Source organism: Siminovitchia sp. FSL H7-0308, assembly GCF_037980985.1.
GTDB lineage: Bacteria > Bacillota > Bacilli > Bacillales > Bacillaceae_C > Siminovitchia > Siminovitchia thermophila.
In genome coordinates, this window is the sequence record NZ_CP150282.1 from 467,633 (window position 1) to 490,923 (window position 23,291).

Below are 23,291 nucleotides of genomic sequence, written 5' to 3' on the forward strand. Positions count from 1 at the left end.
TTTAAATAGCTGATCGCAGTTCAAGGAAAAAGCAAAATGAAGTTCATTCTATCAAGGGAGGGGGGATGAAGATCCCAAGTTGGAAGTTTCATTCAGCTTTTCTTGTAATTTTTTGTTACCTTATAGCTATAAAGGGGAGTACGGACGGCTAAAAGCTTCATGAATCTTGGGATAAATTGATGAAAAGGAAGGGGAGCATGTTTCATGACATTGACTTTGGACCATTATCTAGACTCCTTATTTCATCATGGATTAGACATCATTCGCAACAACGAAAAAGCGATACAACATCATTGGGAGCAAATCCAACACTATTTTCAACATACTGGTAAAAAAGTGGCCAGCACTACAGCAATATCCGTTAAAATTTTCTCGGACATCCTTTTTAATCATCAATACAACAAAGAGACAATCATGAATCAATTGAGGGCTGAATGGAACAAAGAAATAGGCAATAATCCATTGAACAAATTCATGATATCGTTATTAGAAAATTCAGTTCATCAAGCCGCTAAAGTAAACAAGGATAATCACTATAATGATCATCAAGCAATCCAATATGTATTTACGAAGATCAGCGAACATATTTTGACAGAAAAACTTGAGCACTTATTTACACTTGATACTTTTTTAGAACATCTTGTTGCTTCTGAGCAGCTGCCAATTGAATGGATTGCTGTTGTCGGAAGAAGAGACAATGTGTTTTACGTGGAAAAATGGTTCAATCAATACCAATGTTTACTGCATGCGCATGTTCATATCGCAGCAGAAAATATATTTGATGTAACGGAACAGCTGTTGAGATATATCACTCATTCTAATGATAAAAATGTGATGACGATTCCTTTTGAAAATGTCACTTTATTATTGTGTACGGAAAAAAACAGCACGGGGCATATTGCTCCTTTTATTCACCATGCCTTGCACCTTTTTCAAAGCAGTAAAACAATTTTAAACATAGCCCGGCAAGAACAGCGTTGGAAGGATTCTGTTATGATGTTTTATGAGTCCATTATGCAGGCAAAATCGTTTAAAGAGGCATTGGAATTGGTCACAAAAGGATTTACCGATTATTTACCGTTTGAGCGTTGCGGCATTTTTTCCTATTCCCCAAATGATGAAATTGGGATCGGGTTATCCGGTCATCGCTTCGATATAAAAGCAATTCAAAAGATTACGGAAGATGTACGTAATTTTCCACTCATTCATAATGGTTTAGAGCTATTACGGTTGCTTGGAAATGGAATAAAGTTTTTACAACCGCTTTATATTCCCGAGGCCAAAGCTAGTTTTCCCATTAGGTATATTCATCAATTCCAATTAAAGACGGTAGTGGTGGCACCCATTTTTAAAGCTTCTAATCAGGAATTAATCGGGGCGGCTATTTTGGATCAAGGTGCCAATAAACATTTCACTATGTCACAAGATACGTATACGGCATTGATCAAGTTCGGACAAAGCGCGGGGGAAATTATCGGAAAATTTAAAAATAACATTAATTATTTAAATCAATCCCTTCATCTATCATTGAGAGAAATTGAAGTGTTGACATTAATGGCGGAAGGGGAATCGACAAGCAGTGCTGCCGACAGGCTACACTTAAGTGAATATACGGTGAGGGATTATATTACGAAAATTATGCAAAAAATGAAAGCAAAAAATCGAACTGAAGCGGTGGCTTATGCTATCAGACATGGAATTATTTAAAAAGTCTTTGGAAAAATTAAACAGGTAAAAAGGAGCGTCACGAGATTTTTTCCTTTTTACCCCGACTGTAAGTAGGGTTGTAGATGATACGACGAAGTATGAGGGGGAGATAACAGAACCTGATTTCCCTTTTCGTTCAGGGAGGCAGAACGCAATAGTAGCCTTAAAGCACTCTTAAGTCAAACGATGCTACTACAGTGGCTAACTTTGCTAGTCGTTAGCCAAGCTTTCTGTATATGATGGCTTAGACATGAAAGAGAAAACCGAAGGGCAGCCGCCAGCCAGTTTTTGATCCCGCATGTAAGGTGCCGTAAGCCTCCCACTTCAAAATCTTGAGTGAATACCAAAGGTCCAAGTGTGAGAAAATGGCACCTACATGCCCGGTTCGTTCAACTAACATTCAGTAGGAGATGGAAGAAAACGCCTACTGAATGAAGTTTCACTTTATCCCGCATGTAAGGTGCCGTAAGACTTCCACATCAAAATCTTGAGTGAATACAAAAGGTCCAAGTGTGAGAAAATGGCACCTACATGCCCGATTGGTTCAACTAACATTCAGTAGGAGATGTAAGAAAACGCCTACTGAATGAAGTTTCACTTTATCCCGCATGTAAGGTGCCGTAAGACTTCCACATCAAAATCTTGAGTGAATGGAAAAGGTCTAAGTGTGAGAAAACGGCACCTAAATGCCCGATTGGTTCAACTAACATTCAGTAGGAGATAGAAGAAAACGCAAGTTTCACTTTATACAGTGACGGCGACTTGATGATCCACGCTCTCTTCTTTATATACAGAGTCAATGAGATCCTGATATCTATTTTTAATTATATCCGCTTTAAGGGATAGCTTTGGCGTTAATTCTCCCCCGTCAATCGTCCATTCCTCGCTAATAATGATTACTTTTTTAGGTTGTGCATAATTCGTAAACTTTTTAGTGAGTGTAGCTACTTCTTTATTTAAAAGTTGTTGTACTTTTTTATCCTTACATAGTGCTTCTTTGGAATCTGTACGAATTCCTTGCGCTTTCGCCCAAGGAATGACGTTTTCGTAATCTGGATTGACCAATGCAATAATGTATTTCCTGTTGTCGCCAACAACAAGCGATTGACTAATGTATGCGCTTTCGTTAATAGCCGTTTCAACTGGAGCCGGTGCTACATTCATCCCGGTTGATAATACAAGAATCCGCTTTTTACGGTCGATGACTTTTAAATACCCATCTTCATCTAATTTTCCAATGTCACCCGTTTTAAACCAGCCATCTTCAAACGCTTTTTCTGTTTCTTGGGGATTGTTGTAATACCCTTGTGTAATGTTGGGACCTTTTACTAAAATCTCTCCGTCTGGGGCCATTTTTAATTCGACATTAGGTAAAATTTTCCCAACGGTTCCTACTTTGGCCCGGATGAATGGGTTTGTAGAAATAATGGGTGATGTTTCCGTTAACCCGTAGCCCTCCAGTAATGGTATATCTAAAGCCCAGAAAAATCTTGCTATGTCTGCATTGAGCGTTCCTCCACCGGATACGAGTCCACGCAATCTTCCACCTAACTGATTCTTCACCTTTTGATAAACAAGTTTATTGGCGATCTTCCATTTACGAGCGAGTTTTTTTGGTAAATAATCTTGTGAAATATATTGATTAATAGTCGCATTCAGATAGTATTTGTACTTTTCTTCGCCGACTGATAGCGCCCAATTAAAAATTTTTCGTTTCATGGCTGAGCCATTTTCCATTTCACTCTGTATTTTTGTATACACTTTTTCAAACAATCTTGGAACGCTCGTCATGACAGTAGGCTTGAATTCCTGTAAATTTTCAGGGATGGTTGTGATATTTTCTGCATAACTAATCGTTGTGCCAATCGATAATGGCAAATAATGTCCGGCGAGCCTTTCAAAAATATGGGAAAGCGGCAAATAAGAAAGCGAAACATCTTCAGGCAACAGTTCAACCACCCAAAATTGTACGCCTTCTATATTGGCCAAAATATTACCATGTGTTAACATGACACCTTTTGGTTTTCCTGTTGTTCCGGAAGTGTTCATAATAGTAAGCAACTGATCTCGAGGAATATGTTGCCAAGATTGTTCCCAATTTGGTTTAGCTTGGTTGTCTCCAATATTTTCCACTTCTTTAAATGTCATAAAATAATCATCTTCCATTTGTTGGGGAAACATCATAATCATATGATCCAGCTGTACGCCTGTTGAGATTAACTTATCATACTGTTCCTTGTTTTCAACAATTGCTGCTGTGATATCGCAGTTCTTTAAAATATAGGCAACTTGTTCGGCGGGGATGGTAGGGTAAATGGGTACGCTAACAGCCGAAATGCTAGCTAATGCAAAGTCGGAAATGGCCCACATAGGATTGCTGTTTGAAATAATAGCCACTTTTGCTTCTGGTTTTATACCAATATAGGTTAAACCATTCGCAAAGCCTTTAATCCTATTCCATAAATTCTGATAGGTTAATTTTTGAATCGATCCGTCTTCTTTCCATTGATAAGCTATATGATTAGGATATTGTTCAACCGTTCGATTTAGCATTTGCAACACATTAGCTACTTTCATCTCCCATCACCTCTTTGCAATGATTAAACAAACCTCTCATCAAATCACTTGAAATTAGAATGATAATAAGATATATTGATTGATAATCGGGATAAAAATTTAAAATAATCAAATAAATAAATCCGTTACTAGCGCCCAAAATAGCGCTAGCGCATACTCATTGCTCCTTACAAAAGCAAAGCTGTACAATCATTTGTAACCCAATTTTTTCTCCCCTAAAAGCAATTATGTTTGAAGTTTATGGTTAATACGTGATAAAATGCTCTCCAATTTTATCGCCATCCCTATTTCTCCTTCGATCTTCAACTTACCGCTTAAAAAAGCGGTGGTTCCCTTTAGAGTTCCTTTCGCCAACTTGATAAAATGATCCGCTTTTATATGAAGGATACAATCTGCTTTCTCCTTTGCACCTTCAGCTATGTAGCTATCCTCGCCTCGCAATACGAATTGAAAAGTATCCGGATGATCATCTTTTACATGAAATTGATATACCGCTTCGATTCCCTTTACAAGCGCCGGATTCTCTTTGATCGTTGCATTCATTGTGTCTATCGTATGTTTCACTTCTGACATAGGCCTTTCCTCCTTATTTTGGTGACATATACTTTATCGTATAAGAAGTTGATTTTGCTTACTACCCCGTTAATTGTCGGATAAATGGCCATACTTGTTTTTAACCCCTAAAATGATAGGTTATTTATCATTTTCAATGTATTGTTTCATCGTGTTTGCCTAAAATGCAGTATTGAAATAGATTCAATGATAAAAAAGGTTCCAATTCTAAGCTATGTTATTTTCAATAAACAATGTTCCAAAACTGAAGATTCTTTCTCCAATCTTTCCTCCAGTGTTTTCGCCATGGCGTGGAGTGACAATCGTCCAAATTACTAATGAAAGCGCGGGTACGCGGAAGCGCAGCCCAACCCAACATTAAGTTGGGGCAAAGCGCTGTCTTGCATTATGTCCTTATTCGTGATGGAGGTGAAAAGCGATCTGTCCCCCCATTTTTTCATTCGATTTACAACACTTCTTGTCCGGAAGGTCTCTTCTTAGATCCGAAATTCCTTTTTCCAATCCAATGATAAAAACGCATTTGGCAAGAGGGTTTATTAAGCGCTGTCCCGGAGTCGTCCTTCACAAAAAACGATTTTCGTGCAGACGCTGCAACAATGACACGCAGCGCTTGTTTGCCAGCTTCCCGTGCGCAACATGTAAGAAAACATGTGTATATTGCCGGAAATGCGTCATGATGGGCAGGGTGGCTTCGTGCACAACCCTGTACCGCTGGTCCGGCCCGGAGCCCGAATGGACGGATGCGGTGGCTCTTGAGTGGGACGGACAATTATCCAAGGCGCAAAACGCCGCGGCGGCCGCGGTTTTAAGTGCTGTCAAGAAAGAGGAAGAACTGCTGGTATGGGCGGTATGCGGGGCGGGAAAAACAGAGGTCCTTTTTTCAGGGATTGAAGCAGCGCTCCAACTTGGCAAGAGAACTTGCATTGCCACTCCGCGTACAGACGTCGCCTTGGAGCTTGCTCCACGATTGCAAAAAGTGTTTCCTTCGATAGCTGTGGCTGTTTTGTACGGTGGGAGTGAAGACCGGCATGTATTTTCTCCTCTGAGTATATCTACTACCCACCAGCTCATGCGTTTTGAACGCGCTTTTGATGTCATGATCGTCGATGAAGTGGATGCTTTCCCCTATTCTTTTGATCAAAGCTTGCAATGGGCAGTTGAAAAAGCGGCGAAGAAAAATGCCGCTCGCATTTATTTAACGGCAACGCCAAGCAAGCGCTGGCAGGAAGAATGCCGTTATGGAAAAAGAAACTTTATCAAGATTCCTGCCCGCTATCACCGCAAGCCACTCCCGGCTCCCGTATTTGTTTGGTGTGGCAATTGGCGCAAATCTTTTGAAAAAAGCAAACTCCCCCGTGTTGTACTAAAGTGGGTCCGTGAACGGCTCCAAGCAGGAAAACAGGCTCTCATTTTTCTCCCTCATATTCAACTCATGGAAAACTCCCTTCCATTATTTAAACAGCTTCATTCGTCTATTCAGGCCGTACATGCAGAGGACCCATTAAGAGAAGAAAAAGTGAATGCGATGAGGAGAGAGAAAATCCCGATTCTTTTAACGACAACGATTTTGGAAAGAGGAGTCACCTTTTCAAATTTGGATGTAGCGGTGATCGGTGCAGAAGATCCTATTTTCACTGAGGCGGCTCTCGTCCAAATTGCCGGACGTGTTGGCAGAAGCGCCGATTTTCCTGGCGGGAATGTCACTTTTTTTCATCATGGCAAGACGAAAGCGATGATCCAAGCCCTCGTTCATATTAATCATATGAATAAAGCAGCCCGAAAAGCGGGATTGATTGATGAATAGCCATTGTCTTTATTGTGATGATCGTATTCGGGGAGAATGGTCGTGGACGAAACTGATTTCGGGGTCACGGGAGCAAATGTTGTGCGGGAGTTGTTGCGGAAAGCTGGAGAAAATTACCGGAAGTGTTTGTATAGTTTGTTCTCGTTCACTTCCATTGTTAGACACAAAGTATATTCACGGAACCATTTGTCATGATTGTGTCAGGTGGGAACAAGATCCCGAGTGGCGCGGTTTATTGGCAAACAATGTTTCTATTTATCAATATAATGATTTTTTTAAGGAGCTTCTGGCCCGCTTCAAATATCGTGGAGACTATGCATTGGCCAAGGCTTTTGGAGCAAGCGTGCGAAAATTTTTATCAAAGAAAACGTTTGATTTGCTTATCCCGATCCCATTGAGTCCAGACCGGCTTCTAGAACGGGGGTTTAATCAATCAAAAGCGCTTGCGGAAGAAGCCGGATTTCAGGTAAATGAGGTGTTGGAGCGCGTCCATGGAGAAAAGCAGTCGAAAAAATCACGGAATGAAAGAATACATTTGCAGCAAGTGTTTACTGTTCCGGAGCGAGCGGATGTTTCCGGAAAAGAAATTTTATTGATTGATGATATATATACAACCGGATCTACCATTCGGCATGCCGCGCTTGTATTAAAAAAAGCCGGTGCAAAAAATGTGAGCGCTTTTACCCTGGCAAGAGGATAATTTTTATAGTGGACTAAACAAACAAAGCTTGCATCCGATATAATAGTTACGATGCTGAAAAGGAGGAAGGCTTTTATGAAAATAACCCCTTACAACCGTCCTGATTTGAATCCGTATAAGCATCAACCGCAACAAGCGGGGCAGGAACTGCGGAAAAGTGCAGCGGATCAAGTAGAAATTTCAGAGGCGGCAAAAGAGCTCCAGCAATCGTCCAAATGGGAAGCTGAACGTAAAGCCCGCGTTGAACAATTAAAACTGCATATCCAATCAGGTGAATATAAAGTACATCCGAAGGCTGTTGCCGAAGGCATCGCCAAGTATTTTACGGAGAAATAACCGGAGGCCGTGGAAGCCATGAAAGCTTTAATAAATATATTGGAAAAGCTCCATACGTTGCATGAACACTTGTTTGATTTAGCCAAAAAGAAAACGGAAGTGTTGAAAAGCGGCGATGTTGATAGCTTGCAACTTATTTTGCGGGAGGAACAGAAATGCACTTCCGCAATTACAGTGGCAGAAAATGAACGAGAAAAGGCGGCGCGTATCTTTTTACAAGAAGACACCGATGCTGATGTGACACTCTCTGCCTGTATTCAGGCGGCAGGTAATGATGAGAGGGCGTCGTTGCAGGCTCTTCAGGAAAACATGTCACAAGTCATTGGGGAACTTCATGCGCAAAATGAACTGAATAAACAGTTGATTCAACAGACGCTACAGTATGTACATCTAACTTTAGATTTATTGCAGCCTCAGCCTGAGTCGGCGATATATGAAAGGCCGGCTGGAAAAAAACAGTCAAAGATGGCTCAATCCTTCTTTGACTCAAAAGCTTGATATCGGAGGAACTGAATATGAGATCTACTTTTCATGGGTTAGAAACGGCAAGAAGAGCTCTTTTGACGCAGCAGAGCGGGTTGTATACAACCGGAAATAATATAGCCAATGCCAATACGTTGGGATATACACGCCAAAGGGTAAATTTTCAAGCGACGGAAGGCTGGCCGCCCCCTTCGGTAAACCGCTCCCAATTTGCCGGACAATTAGGATCAGGTGTTTCAGCTGAGTCAATACAGCGGATACGAGATTTTTATTTAGATGTCCAATTTCGCGCAGAAAATTCAAAGCTTGGTTATCATGGATCGAATGCAAGCGCCATGGCCAAACTGGAAGATATCTTAAATGAAACCGGAAAAGATCCGGTCGGGCTTTCTAAGACGCTGAGCGATTATTGGCAAGTGTGGCAAGAATTGAGCACGAATCCGGAAAACGACGGTGTGAGGGAAGTTGTCATCGAAAAGGGGAATGCGGTTGCCGAAACGTTTCAACACCTTCATAACTCAATTGAGTTTTATCGACAGGACTTGGGTAAGCAAGTTGACGGAGGCGTGGACAAAATTAATTCTCTGTTGAGAGAGATCGATGATTTGAATCGCCAAATCGCTCAAATGGAGCCGCACGGCTATTTGCCGAATAATTTATATGATGAGCGTGACCGCTTGGTAGATGAGCTATCTGGTTACATGGAAATTGAAGTGGAAAAAGTTCCGAATGAGGGGAATGTAAAAGCGCTTGCGGAAGGTACCTATGTGATTCGGGCGAATGGAATTGAAATTCTCAATGACGATCGTTATTTAGAACTTGAGGTTGATAAGCCCGATGGGTATGTTACGAATATCTCGTTTGGCGGTATACCGGTTGATATTGTAAATATGCCGCAGGGATCAATGAAAAGTTTGATCGAAAATTACGGATATGGCAGTGCGGATAATGGAACGTATTCGGAACTTTTGGCCGATTTGGACAAACTGGCCAATGATTTTGCGGCAAGTGTAAATGCTGCCCATATGGAAGGAGTCACAAAGGACGGATCACCAGCCGGTGCGCTTTTTACAGAAGGCGCGGGAGCGGCAGGAATTCGCATGCTTGACATAACTCTTGATCAATTGGCTCCATCGGTGACTGCAACCGGGGACGGAAAGAATGCAAGAAATGTAGCCGACTCCTTTAAGGGAGTTATGAACGAATACGAAACAGTCATTGGAAGAATTGGTGTCCAGGCACAGTTTGCCAACCAACAGACGAAAAGTGCAGGTAACTTAAAGGTAGCTGTTGAGGAAAAACGCTTATCGGTAAGCACTGTACACCTTGATGAAGAAATGATGAATATGATCAAATTTCAACATGCATATAATGCCGCTGCCAGGACGATTACAGTCATCGATGAAATGCTTGATAAGATTGTGAACGGAATGGGTGTTGGCGGAAGATAGGAGGCAGGAGACCATGCGCGTTACTCAATCAATGCTGGGCCACAATTCGCTTAGGCACTTAAGCAATTCTTATGGCCGGCTCAACAAGATTTATGACCAAATAAATACCGGAAAGAAAATTACTCGACCTTCCGATGATCCGGTTGTCGCGATGCGGGGAATCACTTTAAGGGCACATCGAAATGAGATACAACAATTCAAAAGAAATTTTGCAGAAGCACATAATTGGATTGACAATACAGATGCCGCCCTCAATCAAGCGGGAGAAGCCATGCACAGGATTAACGTGCTTGTGAACCGGGCAGCGAATGAAACAATGGAGGAAGACGGAAAGCAAGCGATTGCCGACGAAATTAAACAAATTAAAGAGCAGCTGATCAACATCGCCAATACGAAGGTGGGAGATAGATATATCTTTAGCGGCACGGCGACGAATGAGCCGACAGTAGGCGGAAATATCAATACAGAAGCAGTGGAAATTGAACTGGGAAAAGGCATTAAAATCCCTGTCAATGTCACCACTGAAAAAGTGTTCTCCAATGATTTTTTCGCGAAAATTGATCAAGTGGTAGAAGATATTGAAAACGGTGGCGACGTACAGCAGCATATCGGCCCGATGGAAAGATTGATGAACGACTTGGTGACAGAAAGAACATCCCTTGGTGCAAGAGCCAACCGGGTAGATTTAATGGAAGAGCGGGTCGGGATGCAAGAGATTATGGCCAGACAGCTCCAGTCTGATAATGAAGATGCGGAATATGAACAATTGATCACAGAAATGGTGAAGGAGGAGAGCCTCTTGCGCGCCTCGCTCGGTGTCAGCGCACGGGTGATCCAACCGACATTAATTGATTTTCTCAGGTAAGGCGAAACTTCCATCAGCGGCATTGCTGATTGTTAGTTAAGCCAATCGGGCTTATACTGGCAGTTGATCTGTCCTGGCCGTTGTTGTTGATCCCGTTACATAAAGTGGGATCTTACTGCCAGTTAAAGGGATTAAAAGGATAAAAAAGCTATCTGAAAAGGATAGCTTTTTTGCACGTCAGAAACGGATCACGTTTACCGCAGTGAAAATATTCATGTCCAAAGTAAAAGGGAGACTAGATAAATCGCCAGTACTTTGCGCTCTTATTGAGGAGGTATGAAAGTGAAGTTGCCGCAAATTCGTTTGGAATCGGAAATGGGGAAAATCGCTGTCTACTTGACACAAGGGAAGCATTCTATGCATCACGTTCAGCCGTTATTGGAAATCGAACAGCCGCCGGCTGAACTCGAAATCGAACGAACGCCGGCCAAATTGACGATTGACCAGACGAAAGCTTGGGAAGACATGAATTTAAAGCATGTTTTTCGCTCAATTGAAGAAAATACCGACCATTCCCAGCAGGAGTATCGAAAAGGTGTTGCAAGACGTGTGGATGAGGGAGATGAAATGATGAAGATTGAGGATAAAAACTCAAACCCCATCGCTGAAATCGCGAAACGAAATATAGCAAGACCTCTCCGCACCCCGAATATTACGTTTATCCCTTCCTTTTTTAGCGTAAAGATGAGCTACGAAAAAGCGAAGCTTGATTATAATTGGAAAGTGCATCAACCGCGATTTGAAGCAAGGTTCGAAAGCCCGGTGATTGAGTATGAGCCTGGGGAAGTAATTGTGGAAATGGTTAGAAGACCGTCACTAAAAATCGATGTGGTGAATTTGCCGAAAAGGCGTTTAGGAGAGTGAACGATGAATATTACAACGAAATATCATGGTGCCGTGAAAGTGAATGAGGGAGAAATTCTCCATTTTATATCAGGGATTCCCGGATTCCCGGATGAAAAACAGTTTATTGTATTACCGTTAGAGGACACCGGTTTCGCCGTAATGCAGTCGGTAGCGACTTCGGACACGGCTTTCATTGTCACGGAACCGTTTCTATTTTTCCCTGAATATGATTTTAAATTAGAAGAGCAGGTCATTGATCAACTCGAATTGAGGGCTGCTGAGGATGTTCGTGTCTATATCATCTTGACGGTCCATGACCCATTTGAGAAAACCACCGGCAACTTGCAAGCACCGGTTATCATCAACACGAAAAATCGCCAAGCGAAGCAAGTTGTATTAAACGATGGTGTATATAAAACGAGACACCCGCTTTTCGGGCAAAAAGTGGAGGGGTGACGGCATGCTGATATTGACGAGGAAAAAAGGAGAAACGATCCAAATTGGTCCCGATATCGAAATCACCGTCACTGCTATCCAGGGAGAACAAGTGAAGCTCGGGATCACCGCGCCCAAACATGTTGAAATTCATCGCAAAGAAGTCTGGCTCGACATCCAAGCCGAAAATACGAATGCATCTGCAGGGGTCAAAAACCTCTTCGGACTCATTGAAAACATGAAAAAACAATAATTATAGAAAAAGCTATTAAACTATCCTGCCCTTTGCCGATATAAAATGTGAAAGCGAAAAAAACGGGCGGCCGACCGAACTCTTTCGCTGAAAAATTACACCACCGTTCACACGGACGTGAGCGGCAACATTCAAGGAGGAAAATGCAAAATGAGAATCAACCACAACATTATGGCGCTCAACACGCACCGTCAATTAACACAAGGTACAAGCCTTGCATCAAAAAACATGGAAAAATTATCATCTGGCCTGCGTATTAACCGTGCAGGTGACGATGCTGCCGGCTTAGCCATTTCCGAAAAAATGCGTAACCAAGTTCGCGGAATGGAAGCTGCTCAACGTAATGCCCAAGACGGTATTTCTTTAATCCAAACTGCTGAAGGCGCGTTAAATGAGACGCATGCTATGCTACAGCGTATGGCTGAACTATATACTCAAGGTGCAAATGAAACGTTGGAGCCGGAAGATGCTGAAAAGATCCAAGCTGAAATTACACAATTAACAGCACAAATAGATGATATTGCCAACCAAACAAAATTCAACACAAAAAATATCCTTAACACTAGCGGCTCAATCAAGTTGCAAGTAGGTGCAAATTCTGGTGAAACGATTACGTTGACATTAACGAACAACACAGCATCAGGATTGGGTCTCGGCGGGTTAACATCTATCAGTGGCCTTACTACTGCTTCAGGCTTGAATGCAACATCAAGTGCCAACTTAACGATTGTACAAAATGCCATTAACGCTGTTTCTCAAAACCGCGCAAACCTTGGTGCAGTACAAAACCGTTTAGAGCATACCATTAATAACCTTGGTACATCTGCTGAGAACTTGACAGCAGCTGAATCTCGCATCAGAGATGTCGATATGGCGAAAGAAATGATGGAGTTCACAAAGAACAACATCTTGACTCAAGCATCACAAGCAATGTTGGCTCAAGCCAACCAATATCCGCAAGGAGTTCTTCAACTTCTTCGTTAATTTTACAAAAAGGTGGTCTTCTATTACAGAAGGCCGCTTTTTTTATTCCGTTTTTGATAAACGGGAACAGCTCAATCTATTTTCCTTTCCGCCTTATTGACAGCTTTTTATCACTGATTTCCATAGCAGTCAATTTGATCATGAGGTTCCTCCCGGATATATTGGGCATTTCCTTTTTTCGACCTATAAAAAGAGCAAATGTGTCCTCTTTAACTTACTTGCCCATAAACCTAACCACATTTTTCCATGTTGAAGATCCGTTCCAAATACCCACTTTAATAAATGGCGAACATTGTCGATATAAGTAGTGAGAAAGCAGTAAACCAAATGATGGAGGCAAGTTACTCTATGAAGTTATTGTTTAAAGGTGAGACCATTCAATTAAATAATGAATTATCCTTGGAGTTTGTTAAAGAAAAAATTAATAGTCTTTTGGCTGATCAATACTTTTTTAGCCATCTCGTAGTTGATGGAGTAGAGATTTATGAAGAACCAGAGCAATTTCTGGAACAACATTTAAATGACATTAACGAGCTTGAAATCATTGCAAGGACCGTACAAGAGTTTGTGAACGATCTTTTATTGACCGCGGAGGATTATACGAAAAGAGCCATTCCAGAAATTGAAGCACTCGCGGATCATTTTTACAACCATCCTAATCATGAAGGCTGGAATAAATTTGGCCAGCTTCTGGAAGGGGTGCAGTGGTTAACCCATATGATTCAAACGATTGACTCCTTCTCCCAAAAGCCTGAAAACTGGATGAATTATTTAAAGGCGAGTATTGCGGTAGAAGAGGAATTGAAAAATCTGAAAGAAGCTTTGGAAAATAAAGATCACGTTTTAATAGCTGATATTATCAACTATGAGATCCTGCCATACTTTACAACGCTTGGCGCAGAGATTCAACATACAATTGATACAGAGGGCTATCGTCATGATCTTAATTAATAATCGCAATTATTTAAGATTGAGAAACCGCCATTTATTACAGCAGCTAAATGAAATGGAAAGCCGCTTAGATGAAAAACGGGTTGTTATCGAGCCGTCAAAAAAAGAAAATCCTACACTCAAAATAAATAAAGGTGGAAAGTTCCAATACATTCATAGCAAATATGATCCTGTCAACGAGTCAAAGCGAATTATGCAACAACAGAAGAATATGGAGGCATATGATCATGTCTTTTTTGTGGGAACCGGGCTTGGTTACCATATTGAACAATTTGCGAAAGTTTATCCGGATAAAAAAATAACGATTTTTGAACCTGATTTGGAAGTCTTGTATCATTTTTTAACGGTCCAAGATATTACGAAGTTCTCAAGTCAAATCCAAGCGATCTTTTTTGCTTCTGAAGAAAGTGAAATGAAACAAGAAGTCCAGAAATTTATTAACATTCACGGGAAGCGCATCTTTTTTTTCACGTTACCCGTCTATCTCACTCTATACCCACAAGAAACGAAACTATTATTTGAGACGTTCAAAGAAGGCTTAAAAGATCAAAAAAATATCCTGGCTACGGCTGCAGCCTTCCAAAAACGTTGGACGATCAACGCAATTAAAAATTTCCCATATGTCTTAAAAACACCTAATATATTGCATGACATTGATCAAAAGGCTTTTGAGGGGAAACCGGCCATCATTGTGGCTGCAGGACCTTCACTCTCTGAAGAGTTTGAGCATCTGAAATTCATTAAGGAAAACGGATTGGCTTATATATTTTCGGTGGGATCAGCGATCAATGCGTTAATTGAACACGGAATTTATCCCGATGCCGCCTGTACGTATGATCCTAAAGAAAGAAATCAAAATGTCATACGCATTATTAAAGATAGGGGAATAGAGGAAATCCCCCTAATTTATGGGAGCTCTGTTGGGTTTGAGACATTGGAAAACTATCCGGGCCCCATGCTTCATATGATTACAAGCCAGGACCCGGTTTCGCCATTTTTACTGGGATCCTATAAAAAAATCTCTATTGTTCAAGACGCACCTTCCATTGCCGTGGTGACGTTTCAATTACTTGCTCTTCTTGGCTTTAAGCAGATCATACTTGTTGGACAAAATCTGGCTTTTCATAATAGATTGCGGTTTGCAAAGGGTATACATTATAACCATATTCCGAAAGAAATCTCTCCGGAAGAGGAACAACATTTAATAACAGTGAAAGATGTTTATGGAAATGATATTTATACGGACAGTAGTTTCAATCAAATGCGTCAGCAGCTTGAGCTATATATCAGCATGAGTCCCAACGTAGAAGTGTTGAATACAACAAAGGGTGGAGCCGTTATAGAAGGAACAACTTTTTTGCCTCTTACTGAGGTGATAGAGCATCATCTGCGGAAGAAAAAAAGTGTGTCGCCGCAATGGTATAAAGCGAATAATCATTACAATCAAATGTATGCTTATAAGCAATTGGTTAAACTGGAAATAGCGCTTGGCAAGATGGAACCCATTATGGAAAGGGCTTTAACAGTTGTAAAAAATATCGCTGATTCTGTAGAGAAGCTTCATGTAGCCAATATGGAAACCAATTTTATAAAACTTGACAAAGAAATAAAAAAACTAAAAGAAAATCCTTTTTACAAATATTTCATTGAGCCGATGGTAAGAGTACAGCACAAGCTTTTAGAGGAATCAAATAAAGAAATTCGCTTTGAAAAAAACCTATACAAAAAAGGGAATCAAGTTGTGGAATCGTATCGGGCGTTTTTGGAAGAATGTGTGGCGCACGTACAATATGTAAAGCCGTACTTCTATGAGTTAAAAAATAATACAATTTTTGAGAGTGAACAAAATGACTATTAACATCATTCATGTAGCGAGTTTTTCGGGGAACATTGGAGATGTAGCAAACCATGAAGGGTTTTACCATCAATTTAAGCAATTATTCTCAGAAGAGATCACCGTAAAAAAGCTTGAAATCAGGAAGTTTTATAAAAGATGGAATGAACAAAAGTTCGACATGGAATTTGCCAATTACGTAAATCAATTTGATTTATTTATCATTGGTGGAGGTAATTTTTTTGAGCTTTGTTGGGATTATTCCGCTACGGGCACGACAATCGATATTAGCCCTGAAGTGTTGCAATCAATCCAAATACCGATTTTGATTAATGGCATAGGCGTCGATGATAATAAAGGGATCACTCCATCCAACATACTGAAGTTTAAGACGTTCTTGAACGGCTTGTTTGAAAAAGACAATGTATTTTTCACTGTCAGGAATGACGGATCTTTGAAAGTTATTCAGAAATACTTCAAGGAATTTGCTGATTTGATTCATAAAGTTCCCGATCATGGCTTTTTTCTTCATGAAACAGATTATATGAATGCCTTTCAACCGCTTAATCGTCATAACATAGGATTTAATATAGCTTTAGACATGTCTGACATCAGATATCAACATATCGGCTATGAACGCTTTCTTGAAATAATGAGTAGACAGATAAATAGATTATTATTGGAAACAGATAACAATATATACTTATTTCCACATATTCAAAGTGACTATAACGCCATATTAGACTTACTGAAGTTACTGAAAAATGAATATGTCCGAACGAGGGTTTCCATTACGCCCATTATCCAGGGAAGAGAGTTAAACACCTTCAAATACTATCAAGATTGTAAGTTTATTTTCGGTATGCGTTTCCATGCAAATGTGTGTGCGATCTCATTAGGGATTCCGACATTGGGATTGATCAGTTATCCAAAACAAGGATATCTGTATGATGAGATTGGGATGCCAGATAGAAAAACAGATATAAATCATGGGAACTTTACGGCCACTTTGGAGAATAATGTGGATCGTCTTATACACGATGATGATTTTACAGTTATGTTAAAGAAAAATTATTTACAAAAAATGCAAGAAATAAAAGAGGAAAAAGAGAACATATACAGACATCTAAAGACTTGGATCAAAAAACATTTGTAAATGTTGGGGGTTAAAATGTATTGCTTCAAGAAAAGTTGGACCAGAATTTCCACCTCTTGTAATACCTGAAATTGGTATTAATCATGAAGGTGATCTAAATAAAGCTATCATATCCGTTTTTCATGGATAAAAAATATGATCTGGATATTGATGATATGGATGATATAAAGACGTTATTAACATTGGTTTAGATATAACTCTGACTCTCCATATGATTGGGTTGATCAAAAAACACCCATTTGCACAAAGAAAAGTGGTCACTCGGCAAGATGTACAGATGGGTTGGAACTGGATTATGATGAAGAATTGCAGGGGAAAAGTAAAAACAGGCGGGGAAGCCATCCACGCCTGTTTATCCTGTTATCGTTTTGATTTTTTCATGCCCAGATTTTTGAGCTGGGCCATTATTTTATTTCGTGACTTTTCATTTTTCAAGAGATATGCAGCTCCAAGAGCTAAAGTGGTGAGCATGGTTTTACCTTTTTTCATTGATTTTCACTCTCCTGACAAGGGATTGGTTTCTTTTACTTTTCCCATTTGCCGGAAAGTCAAACAAAAAAATTTTGCGGGCTTTTTCATAGTGGAATTTATTGCGAGACACGGCCCGTAACTACTTATTATTTGTTTCCTGAAGTCGTTATCAATCTCATCCATCTTCTTTCCATTTTCGTAAATGCTTTCGGTTTGGGCACTCGATGTTCTCAATCATAAACATTTATTGTTCGAACTTCCCATCCGGATTAGCCATTTTCTTCCTGTTGACTCATTCTTACATTGGTCCGATCCACTTATGTAAGTTGACTTCTCGCTAAGAATCTTTGATAGTCTTTTGAACTTGATCAACCTTTTTTAAAGCGAATCTTTTTTCAATATGGTACTCCTAAAGGCCTTTGGTATTTACTCTTTCCTTGAACAACGGCCCATCAAAAACAAAAGTATGATACTCGCCGGACTCCCCCATCGGGCAAATATCCGCTTTTTTGCTAATTTCTTCAATAAATCGTTTGTCCAGTATGCGGCCGACCCAATCCTGTGGTAACATATCGCCTCTCACTTTAATCACTTCGGCCTTATAACCAAGCTTGATAAATTGATTTAGCGCATCCAGCATCATGGATTCTTCCATCCACAATGGATATAGGGCTTGAATGCCGGCAGCTGTGGCTAATTTTTCTCCCCATTCTCGATGGCCTTCCAAATAAATGTCGCCAAAGGCAATGGCATTTAATTCATATTTTGTTTTAAGATCAAGCAAATGTTTTAAAAAATCCTCATTATATGTATCGTATGAGCAATGGATGAATTCAATGGGAATGTCGAGTGCTTCCGCTTGAGCTTTCATTTTGCCGATTTCTTCATCGTGGGCAAATGTCCTTCCTGTTTCTTGAGGTACTGTCGTGACAAGGCATGCAACTTTTTTGTCTCCTTCCACAAGCTTGTGTAGTGCCATGCAACTATCTTTTCCCCCACTCCATGATAGAGCAACTCTCTGGCTCATAAGTCATCCCTCCTTCCCTTCATTATACTAAACAATGTGAATTTCCTGGGAAATAAGTGGATAAATTGTCGAAGGGGCCGCCTAAAATGCATTTTTTTTAATAAATAATCAGAGAGGGAAGCCAAAAGTCGAAAAAACGACTTTTTGGACAACCCTTCCTTTGATATTACTTCTACCACCAAAATGGAAAGAACGGATAGCCAAAGCCAAAGCCAAACGGGCCAAAAAATGGTCCAAAGCCAAACGGCCTGAAGAAAGGCCTTCCGAACCAAAGTCTTTCGTCTTGCTGCGGATACGCTCCATAATGGCTATAGTGGCCATACCCTTCTGGATGATAATAGTGATTCACTTGGGATCCTCCTCTTTCATGTAATTTGTAATGTTCACCCCATCATATGCATTCAGCACATGAAAAGGCATCTATAAACAGGGCAGGAAACCAAAATAGGCATTTCTCACGAACCATGTTTGGATTAGTAATAAAGCATTATTAAATATTTGAATTTGTTGCCGATATTGTTTATAAGGATGATATTTTTTGCCGAAGGAGAGAGGACGATGGTTGGATCGGTTGGAGGACGGCTTGCAGCGGACGAAATGATTGTTGCCTTTTCCCGGCAAAAGATTGTTACGGAGTCCATGCAAAGGGGAGAACAATCTTCTAAAACTTCTAAGATCGAGTCAAAAGCCCGTCTGGAAAAAGCGATGTCTTACGCGAATGATCTGTTAGAGCAGTCAACGCAAACATATTTGAAATATGAGCTTCATGAGCAACTCAATCAGTTTTATATGAAAATTGTCAATCAGGAAACAGATGAAGTGATAAGAGAAATCCCCCCAAAAAAGCTGCTGGACATGTTTGCGTCCATAGCAAGCTCTTTGGGGCTTATTGTAGACACGAAACTTTAAAGGGAAAAGGAAGTGGTTTCAAATGAGAGTCAGCGGTTTGGTAAGTGGTATGGACATCGATAAGATGGTAAATGACTTGATGAAGGTCAACCGGATGCCACTAGATAAGTTAAAACAGAAAAAGCAAATTTTAGAATGGCAGCGTGATGATTTTCGTTCGATCAATACGTTAATGCTTGGATTTCGTAAACGTTTAACAGACCTTCAATTTTCAAGCAATTACCAGGCAAGAACGATATCGACATCAGATGAAGCAAAAGTGACGGCAACTGTAGCGAGTGGAGCGGCAAAGACTTCCTATTCAATTGAGAGCGTCAGTCAATTGGCAAAAGCGGCCTATAGAATCGGAAACAAAATAACATCTGATGGAGAAAAAATAGATCTAACCCAAAATTTATGGAGCCAGTCTCAAACTGTTCTTCCGGACTTGACATGGAACCAGGGTGTTGTAGAAACGAAGTACTTAAAGACACCAGATGGAAATACACCGATTGACTTGGAATTAAATGGCGCTTCGATTAGCAATAATGAGCTAAACGTGAAAGTGAACGGAAAAGTTTATGAAGTAGTGACATCTGGAGTTCCCGAAAAAGGACAGGTTTTATATGATGTCGGTGCAGGAACGCTTTCATTTGGAGAAAGCTTGCCAAAAGGCAGTAGTGTAAGAGTTGACTATGCCATTGCCGAAAAAACGATCTCCCATACGGCGAGTGCCGAACAATCCAATTGGAGATTGGGAAAAGGAGCGATTTCGGAGCTTACGGTCACGATAGATGGCACGGCTTATACAATGGATCCGGCTTCCGTCGATGATGCGGGGTTTGCCGACCTTGGAGGCATTGGCAAAGTTCATGTGCTGTCGGGCGAAATCCAGTTTAACGATCCGCTTGCTGAAGGATCAGAGCTAACAGCCACATTCAAACAAAATTATTCAAGTTTTACTATTGGGTCCCATCAAGCAACAGGGAAAGTGGAAGAACGGATATTTTTTGCTGGAAATGAATCAATGAATGGCGTCATAAAAAAGGTAAATGAGTCTTCAGCAGGGGTTACGATGTTCTATGATTCATTTAAAGATCAAATGACATTAACGAGAAAAGAAACCGGAGATTTTAACAATGGCGGAGATGGAATCATCTTGTCCGGCCAATTTCTCACGGATGTTTTGAAATTTTCAGGAACGACGGAATCACGCGGACAAAATGCAGTATTTACCGTCAACGGCTTAACAACAGAACGCCAATCCAACACTTTTTCGATGAACGGAGTCACGTTTACTTTAAAGCAGACATTTACAGACCCCGTTTCTGTTGCGGTTTCAAATGATACGAATACAGTAGTTGAAACAATCAAAAGCTTTGTCAATGAATATAATGAATTAATTGGCAAGATAAACGATAAATTAACCGAAGAGCGTTATCGAAAATATACGCCGCTAACCGACGATGAAGAGCGAGATAAGCTCACGGAAAAGCAACAGGAAAAGTGGGAGGAAATGGCAAGAAGCGGTCTCTTGAAGAGCGACCCAACCTTAACCGCTGCTCTTTCCCAAATGCGCCTCGATATGTATAGTTCAGTAGAAACGAATGGGACTTTCAAACAATTGACGGCGATTGGCATTACAACAACATTCAATTATCGCGATGGCGGAAAGCTTGAAATTAACGAAGCGAAATTAAAGGAAGCGGTGGAGAAGGATCCGGAAGCTGTAGAAAACTTGTTCCGCGGTCCGGGAACATCGGATTCCGACAAGGGAATCGTCAACAAGTTATATGATACCGTCGATCAAACAATCAAAAGAATCCAGACGAAAGCCGGCAGGGCGACTTCAATGAATAAGCAATTTGCAATCGGCAAGGAGCTGATTGAAGTTGATAAAAACATCGACAGGTTTGAAAAGCGACTTAAGATGGTAGAAGACAGGTTGTGGCGACAATTTTCGGCAATGGAAAGATCAATTCTGCAGTCGAACAATCAGGCGATGTACTTAATGCAGCAATTTGGAATGTGATGAATGATGAGGAATGGAGGGAGAAAAAATGGCGAGCAGGAATCCGTATGAGACGTATCAGACGAATTCTGTCACGACGGCACCTCCCGGAGAGTTGACGCTAATGTTGTATAACGGCTGCTTGAAATTTATCGGCCTTGCGAAAATTGCAATTACAGAAAATCAGATTGAGGACCGCAACAGAAATATTCAAAAAGCGCAAAACATTATAGCTGAACTGATGGCTACGTTAAATATGGAAATCGGCCTGGCAAAAGAGATGATGCCATTGTATGAATATGTGAACAGGCGTTTGCTTGAAGCAAATATTCATCAAGATTTGGAATTATTAAAAGAAGCAGAAGATATCATAACGGAATTTCGCGATGTCTGGAAAGAAGCCCTTCAAATTAACAGAAAGCAACAGCACTCTCCATCAAAAAGGACCATGCCATGAGTGCTGTCCAGGAATGCCTTCGTCTTACTGAGGAATTGTTGGTGATTCTCCGTCATCCCAATTCCACAGAGCGTGATCGCTTGATACATAAAATTGAAGAGACGCTTACCAGGCGTGAGAATCTGCTGCCGCAAATAAAACCTCCTTTTTCCGAAGAAGACATAATAGCCGGGAAGAAGCTGGTCGATCTTAACAACGAGTTGTCATTTTTATTGGAGAGTGTCAATAGTCATATTCTACGGGAATTAAATGAGCTAGAATTGAAAAAAACTTCTGCATCGCGATATGCCAATCCTTACGGGTCCGCGAGCCAGCTTGACGGGGCTTTTTATGATAAACGTCTATAATCGTTACCTTATTACTCATAAATTCGACAAAATTTTTGGCGGTGTAAGGCAGGAATAAGGGATATGATATAGAAGTATATACATATAGCCTTTAAAGGAGGAGTTTTTATGCTTAAGTACCAGATTCGTGGAGAAAACATCCAGGTTACTGAGGCGATTCGAGACCACGTAGAAAAGAAGGTAGGCAAACTAGAGAGATATTTTATTGAAACTCCTGAAGCGAATGTACATGTTAATTTAAAAGTAAACGCTGATAAAAAATCAAAAGTTGAAATAACGATTCCCCTTCCACAATTGGTGTTGAGGGCAGAAGAAGTAAATGATGACATGTATGCCGCCATCGACTTAATTGTCGATAAGCTCGAACGCCAAATTCGGAAACATAAAACAAAAGTAAATCGCAAGTTCCGTGAAAAGGGCAATATTGAGCAATTGTTCGCAACAGGTATTAATGGTGCTTCTTCAGAGGAAGAAGATGAGTTACAAATTGTTCGTACAAAACGTTTTGATTTAAAACCGATGGACAGCGAAGAAGCGGTTCTTCAAATGAACATGCTTGGGCACAACTTTTTCATCTATACGGATGCGGAAACAAACGGAACGAATATTGTTTATCGACGGAAAGACGGAAAATATGGTTTAATCGAAACAAACTGATGTAGATAAAGAGAGCACGCGCCTTTTTGGTTGCGTGCTCTTTTGGTTCGCCCACCATGGGCGCAGTTTATAGGGTGCAAGTCCCTGGCCGTGAAGGGCAGAAGTAGTGGTTAGTCTAACGCAAGGATGTCCATGGCGACGCGGAATCTGAAGGAAGCTCGAGGCAAACCTTTATTTAGTCTGAGCAATACGAACCTCATCAGGCAAACCTTTATTTAGTCTGAGCAATACGAACCTCATCAGGCAAACCTTTATTTAGTCTGAGCAATACAAATCTCATCAGGCAAAACGAATGAGCCAGCGGTCTTGCTAAACAAATTAGGATGGCAATACAGAAGTTGTGTATGATACTAAGAGTCAACGGTTTCGCATGTGAAGCGGTTAAACGCTGCTGGAATATGGTCTTTATAAATTAGCTCTAAAATAAGTATTATTGAGACAAGAAAAGTTCCATTCACTTCACGTGACGAAGAAAATA

The 23,291-nt window shown here is 40.6% G+C and carries 24 protein-coding genes; 19 read left to right on the forward strand and 5 right to left on the reverse strand.

Annotation, left to right across the window (positions count from 1 at the left end):
• The first annotated feature begins 204 nt into the window (after window positions 1-204).
• Window positions 205-1,707 carry a response regulator transcription factor gene (locus MHB50_RS02205; RefSeq protein WP_339161567.1) on the forward strand — a complete coding sequence of 501 codons (1,503 nt, stop codon included), beginning with the start codon at window positions 205-207 and terminating at the stop codon, window positions 1,705-1,707.
• A gap of 744 nt (window positions 1,708-2,451) precedes the next feature.
• Here MHB50_RS02205 and MHB50_RS02210 read toward each other — a convergent pair.
• Together MHB50_RS02210 and MHB50_RS02215 are read right to left on the reverse strand one after the other, a co-directional pair.
• On the reverse strand, window positions 2,452-4,284 hold the full coding sequence (locus MHB50_RS02210; RefSeq protein WP_340084789.1) for a long-chain fatty acid--CoA ligase: 1,833 nt from the start codon (window positions 4,282-4,284) through the stop codon (window positions 2,452-2,454).
• A gap of 225 nt (window positions 4,285-4,509) precedes the next feature.
• Complete coding sequence (locus tag MHB50_RS02215; protein WP_340084790.1) at window positions 4,510-4,857, reverse strand: SCP2 sterol-binding domain-containing protein; 348 nt, start codon at window positions 4,855-4,857, stop codon at window positions 4,510-4,512.
• A 673-nt stretch (window positions 4,858-5,530) separates the two neighbouring features.
• Here MHB50_RS02215 and MHB50_RS02220 point away from each other — a divergent pair.
• The 13 genes from MHB50_RS02220 (at window position 5,531) to MHB50_RS02280 (ending at window position 16,955) form a co-directional block, all read left to right on the forward strand.
• Window positions 5,531-6,661: a DEAD/DEAH box helicase gene (locus MHB50_RS02220; RefSeq protein WP_340084791.1), complete on the forward strand. Its 1,131-nt coding sequence runs from the start codon at window positions 5,531-5,533 to the stop codon at window positions 6,659-6,661.
• Window positions 6,654-7,361, forward strand: coding sequence for a ComF family protein (locus MHB50_RS02225; protein ID WP_077111646.1), 708 nt, complete (start codon window positions 6,654-6,656; stop codon window positions 7,359-7,361). The genes MHB50_RS02220 and MHB50_RS02225 overlap by 8 nt, the downstream gene beginning before the upstream one ends.
• A 75-nt stretch (window positions 7,362-7,436) precedes the next feature.
• Window positions 7,437-7,697 (forward strand): flagellar biosynthesis anti-sigma factor FlgM, encoded by a 261-nt coding sequence (flgM, locus tag MHB50_RS02230; RefSeq protein WP_339161579.1) that lies wholly within the window; start codon window positions 7,437-7,439, stop codon window positions 7,695-7,697.
• A gap of 18 nt (window positions 7,698-7,715) precedes the next feature.
• Window positions 7,716-8,195, forward strand: coding sequence for a flagellar protein FlgN (locus MHB50_RS02235; RefSeq protein ID WP_077111644.1), 480 nt, complete (start codon window positions 7,716-7,718; stop codon window positions 8,193-8,195).
• Window positions 8,196-8,212: 17 nt separating this feature from the next.
• Complete coding sequence (gene flgK, locus MHB50_RS02240; RefSeq protein WP_340084792.1) at window positions 8,213-9,631, forward strand: flagellar hook-associated protein FlgK; 1,419 nt, start codon at window positions 8,213-8,215, stop codon at window positions 9,629-9,631.
• A gap of 13 nt (window positions 9,632-9,644) precedes the next feature.
• Window positions 9,645-10,496, forward strand: coding sequence for a flagellar hook-associated protein FlgL (flgL, locus tag MHB50_RS02245; RefSeq protein WP_077111642.1), 852 nt, complete (start codon window positions 9,645-9,647; stop codon window positions 10,494-10,496).
• A 276-nt stretch (window positions 10,497-10,772) separates the two neighbouring features.
• Window positions 10,773-11,360, forward strand: coding sequence for a DUF6470 family protein (locus tag MHB50_RS02250; protein ID WP_340084793.1), 588 nt, complete (start codon window positions 10,773-10,775; stop codon window positions 11,358-11,360).
• A gap of 3 nt (window positions 11,361-11,363) precedes the next feature.
• The gene (fliW, locus tag MHB50_RS02255) at window positions 11,364-11,798 is read left to right on the forward strand and encodes a flagellar assembly protein FliW (RefSeq protein ID WP_340084794.1); all 435 of its coding nucleotides are present in this window, start codon (window positions 11,364-11,366) and stop codon (window positions 11,796-11,798) included.
• A gap of 4 nt (window positions 11,799-11,802) precedes the next feature.
• Window positions 11,803-12,030, forward strand: a complete 228-nt coding sequence (csrA, locus tag MHB50_RS02260; protein WP_077111639.1) for a carbon storage regulator CsrA — start codon at window positions 11,803-11,805, stop codon at window positions 12,028-12,030.
• 150 nt (window positions 12,031-12,180) lie between these two features.
• The gene (locus tag MHB50_RS02265; protein WP_077111638.1) at window positions 12,181-13,014 is read left to right on the forward strand and encodes a flagellin; all 834 of its coding nucleotides are present in this window, start codon (window positions 12,181-12,183) and stop codon (window positions 13,012-13,014) included.
• A 348-nt stretch (window positions 13,015-13,362) separates the two neighbouring features.
• Window positions 13,363-13,965, forward strand: coding sequence for a hypothetical protein (locus tag MHB50_RS02270; protein ID WP_340084795.1), 603 nt, complete (start codon window positions 13,363-13,365; stop codon window positions 13,963-13,965).
• Window positions 13,952-15,823, forward strand: coding sequence for a 6-hydroxymethylpterin diphosphokinase MptE-like protein (locus tag MHB50_RS02275; protein WP_077111636.1), 1,872 nt, complete (start codon window positions 13,952-13,954; stop codon window positions 15,821-15,823). The genes MHB50_RS02270 and MHB50_RS02275 overlap by 14 nt, the downstream gene beginning before the upstream one ends.
• Window positions 15,813-16,955 (forward strand): polysaccharide pyruvyl transferase family protein, encoded by a 1,143-nt coding sequence (locus tag MHB50_RS02280; RefSeq protein ID WP_340084796.1) that lies wholly within the window; start codon window positions 15,813-15,815, stop codon window positions 16,953-16,955. The genes MHB50_RS02275 and MHB50_RS02280 overlap by 11 nt, the downstream gene beginning before the upstream one ends.
• A 360-nt stretch (window positions 16,956-17,315) precedes the next feature.
• On the opposite strand, the gene MHB50_RS02285 is transcribed toward MHB50_RS02280, so the two are convergent.
• From MHB50_RS02285 to MHB50_RS02295, 3 genes are all read right to left on the reverse strand, one after another.
• A complete protein-coding gene (locus tag MHB50_RS02285) occupies window positions 17,316-17,444 on the reverse strand; it encodes a hypothetical protein (RefSeq protein ID WP_268920952.1) in 129 nt (42 codons plus the stop codon).
• Between the two features lie 391 nt (window positions 17,445-17,835).
• The gene (locus tag MHB50_RS02290) at window positions 17,836-18,453 is read right to left on the reverse strand and encodes a diphthine--ammonia ligase (RefSeq protein WP_340084797.1); all 618 of its coding nucleotides are present in this window, start codon (window positions 18,451-18,453) and stop codon (window positions 17,836-17,838) included.
• A 172-nt stretch (window positions 18,454-18,625) separates the two neighbouring features.
• On the reverse strand, window positions 18,626-18,802 hold the full coding sequence (locus MHB50_RS02295; protein ID WP_171973892.1) for a hypothetical protein: 177 nt from the start codon (window positions 18,800-18,802) through the stop codon (window positions 18,626-18,628).
• Between the two features lie 209 nt (window positions 18,803-19,011).
• On the opposite strand from MHB50_RS02295, the gene MHB50_RS02300 reads away from it, so the two are divergent.
• From MHB50_RS02300 to raiA, 5 genes are all read left to right on the forward strand, one after another.
• Entirely contained in the window at window positions 19,012-19,362 is a 351-nt protein-coding gene (locus tag MHB50_RS02300; protein WP_340084798.1) for a flagellar protein FlaG, read from the forward strand.
• Between the two features lie 22 nt (window positions 19,363-19,384).
• Window positions 19,385-21,373: a flagellar filament capping protein FliD gene (gene fliD / locus MHB50_RS02305; RefSeq protein ID WP_339161594.1), complete on the forward strand. Its 1,989-nt coding sequence runs from the start codon at window positions 19,385-19,387 to the stop codon at window positions 21,371-21,373.
• Between the two features lie 28 nt (window positions 21,374-21,401).
• Window positions 21,402-21,809, forward strand: a complete 408-nt coding sequence (gene fliS, locus MHB50_RS02310; RefSeq protein ID WP_077111626.1) for a flagellar export chaperone FliS — start codon at window positions 21,402-21,404, stop codon at window positions 21,807-21,809.
• Window positions 21,806-22,156, forward strand: a complete 351-nt coding sequence (locus MHB50_RS02315) for a flagellar protein FliT (protein ID WP_339161597.1) — start codon at window positions 21,806-21,808, stop codon at window positions 22,154-22,156. Before fliS ends, MHB50_RS02315 begins: the two co-directional genes overlap by 4 nt.
• Window positions 22,157-22,264: 108 nt before the next feature.
• On the forward strand, window positions 22,265-22,813 hold the full coding sequence (raiA, locus tag MHB50_RS02320) for a ribosome-associated translation inhibitor RaiA (RefSeq protein WP_077111624.1): 549 nt from the start codon (window positions 22,265-22,267) through the stop codon (window positions 22,811-22,813).
• The last annotated feature ends 478 nt before the right edge of the window (window positions 22,814-23,291 follow it).

What these genes read in the sequence shown, in the direction of transcription:
- MHB50_RS02205 (WP_339161567.1), top strand. Translation starts at nt 205, where the DNA reads ATGACATTGACTTTGGACCATTATCTAGACTCCTTATTTCATCATGGA.
- MHB50_RS02210 (WP_340084789.1), bottom strand. Translation starts at nt 4,284, where the DNA reads ATGAAAGTAGCTAATGTGTTGCAAATGCTAAATCGAACGGTTGAACAA.
- MHB50_RS02215 (WP_340084790.1), bottom strand. Translation starts at nt 4,857, where the DNA reads ATGTCAGAAGTGAAACATACGATAGACACAATGAATGCAACGATCAAA.
- MHB50_RS02220 (WP_340084791.1), top strand. Translation starts at nt 5,531, where the DNA reads ATGATGGGCAGGGTGGCTTCGTGCACAACCCTGTACCGCTGGTCCGGC.
- MHB50_RS02225 (WP_077111646.1), top strand. Translation starts at nt 6,654, where the DNA reads ATGAATAGCCATTGTCTTTATTGTGATGATCGTATTCGGGGAGAATGG.
- flgM (WP_339161579.1), top strand. Translation starts at nt 7,437, where the DNA reads ATGAAAATAACCCCTTACAACCGTCCTGATTTGAATCCGTATAAGCAT.
- MHB50_RS02235 (WP_077111644.1), top strand. Translation starts at nt 7,716, where the DNA reads ATGAAAGCTTTAATAAATATATTGGAAAAGCTCCATACGTTGCATGAA.
- flgK (WP_340084792.1), top strand. Translation starts at nt 8,213, where the DNA reads ATGAGATCTACTTTTCATGGGTTAGAAACGGCAAGAAGAGCTCTTTTG.
- flgL (WP_077111642.1), top strand. Translation starts at nt 9,645, where the DNA reads ATGCGCGTTACTCAATCAATGCTGGGCCACAATTCGCTTAGGCACTTA.
- MHB50_RS02250 (WP_340084793.1), top strand. Translation starts at nt 10,773, where the DNA reads ATGAAAGTGAAGTTGCCGCAAATTCGTTTGGAATCGGAAATGGGGAAA.
- fliW (WP_340084794.1), top strand. Translation starts at nt 11,364, where the DNA reads ATGAATATTACAACGAAATATCATGGTGCCGTGAAAGTGAATGAGGGA.
- csrA (WP_077111639.1), top strand. Translation starts at nt 11,803, where the DNA reads ATGCTGATATTGACGAGGAAAAAAGGAGAAACGATCCAAATTGGTCCC.
- MHB50_RS02265 (WP_077111638.1), top strand. Translation starts at nt 12,181, where the DNA reads ATGAGAATCAACCACAACATTATGGCGCTCAACACGCACCGTCAATTA.
- MHB50_RS02270 (WP_340084795.1), top strand. Translation starts at nt 13,363, where the DNA reads ATGAAGTTATTGTTTAAAGGTGAGACCATTCAATTAAATAATGAATTA.
- MHB50_RS02275 (WP_077111636.1), top strand. Translation starts at nt 13,952, where the DNA reads ATGATCTTAATTAATAATCGCAATTATTTAAGATTGAGAAACCGCCAT.
- MHB50_RS02280 (WP_340084796.1), top strand. Translation starts at nt 15,813, where the DNA reads ATGACTATTAACATCATTCATGTAGCGAGTTTTTCGGGGAACATTGGA.
- MHB50_RS02285 (WP_268920952.1), bottom strand. Translation starts at nt 17,444, where the DNA reads ATGAAAAAAGGTAAAACCATGCTCACCACTTTAGCTCTTGGAGCTGCA.
- MHB50_RS02290 (WP_340084797.1), bottom strand. Translation starts at nt 18,453, where the DNA reads ATGAGCCAGAGAGTTGCTCTATCATGGAGTGGGGGAAAAGATAGTTGC.
- MHB50_RS02300 (WP_340084798.1), top strand. Translation starts at nt 19,012, where the DNA reads ATGGTTGGATCGGTTGGAGGACGGCTTGCAGCGGACGAAATGATTGTT.
- fliD (WP_339161594.1), top strand. Translation starts at nt 19,385, where the DNA reads ATGAGAGTCAGCGGTTTGGTAAGTGGTATGGACATCGATAAGATGGTA.
- fliS (WP_077111626.1), top strand. Translation starts at nt 21,402, where the DNA reads ATGGCGAGCAGGAATCCGTATGAGACGTATCAGACGAATTCTGTCACG.
- MHB50_RS02315 (WP_339161597.1), top strand. Translation starts at nt 21,806, where the DNA reads ATGAGTGCTGTCCAGGAATGCCTTCGTCTTACTGAGGAATTGTTGGTG.
- raiA (WP_077111624.1), top strand. Translation starts at nt 22,265, where the DNA reads ATGCTTAAGTACCAGATTCGTGGAGAAAACATCCAGGTTACTGAGGCG.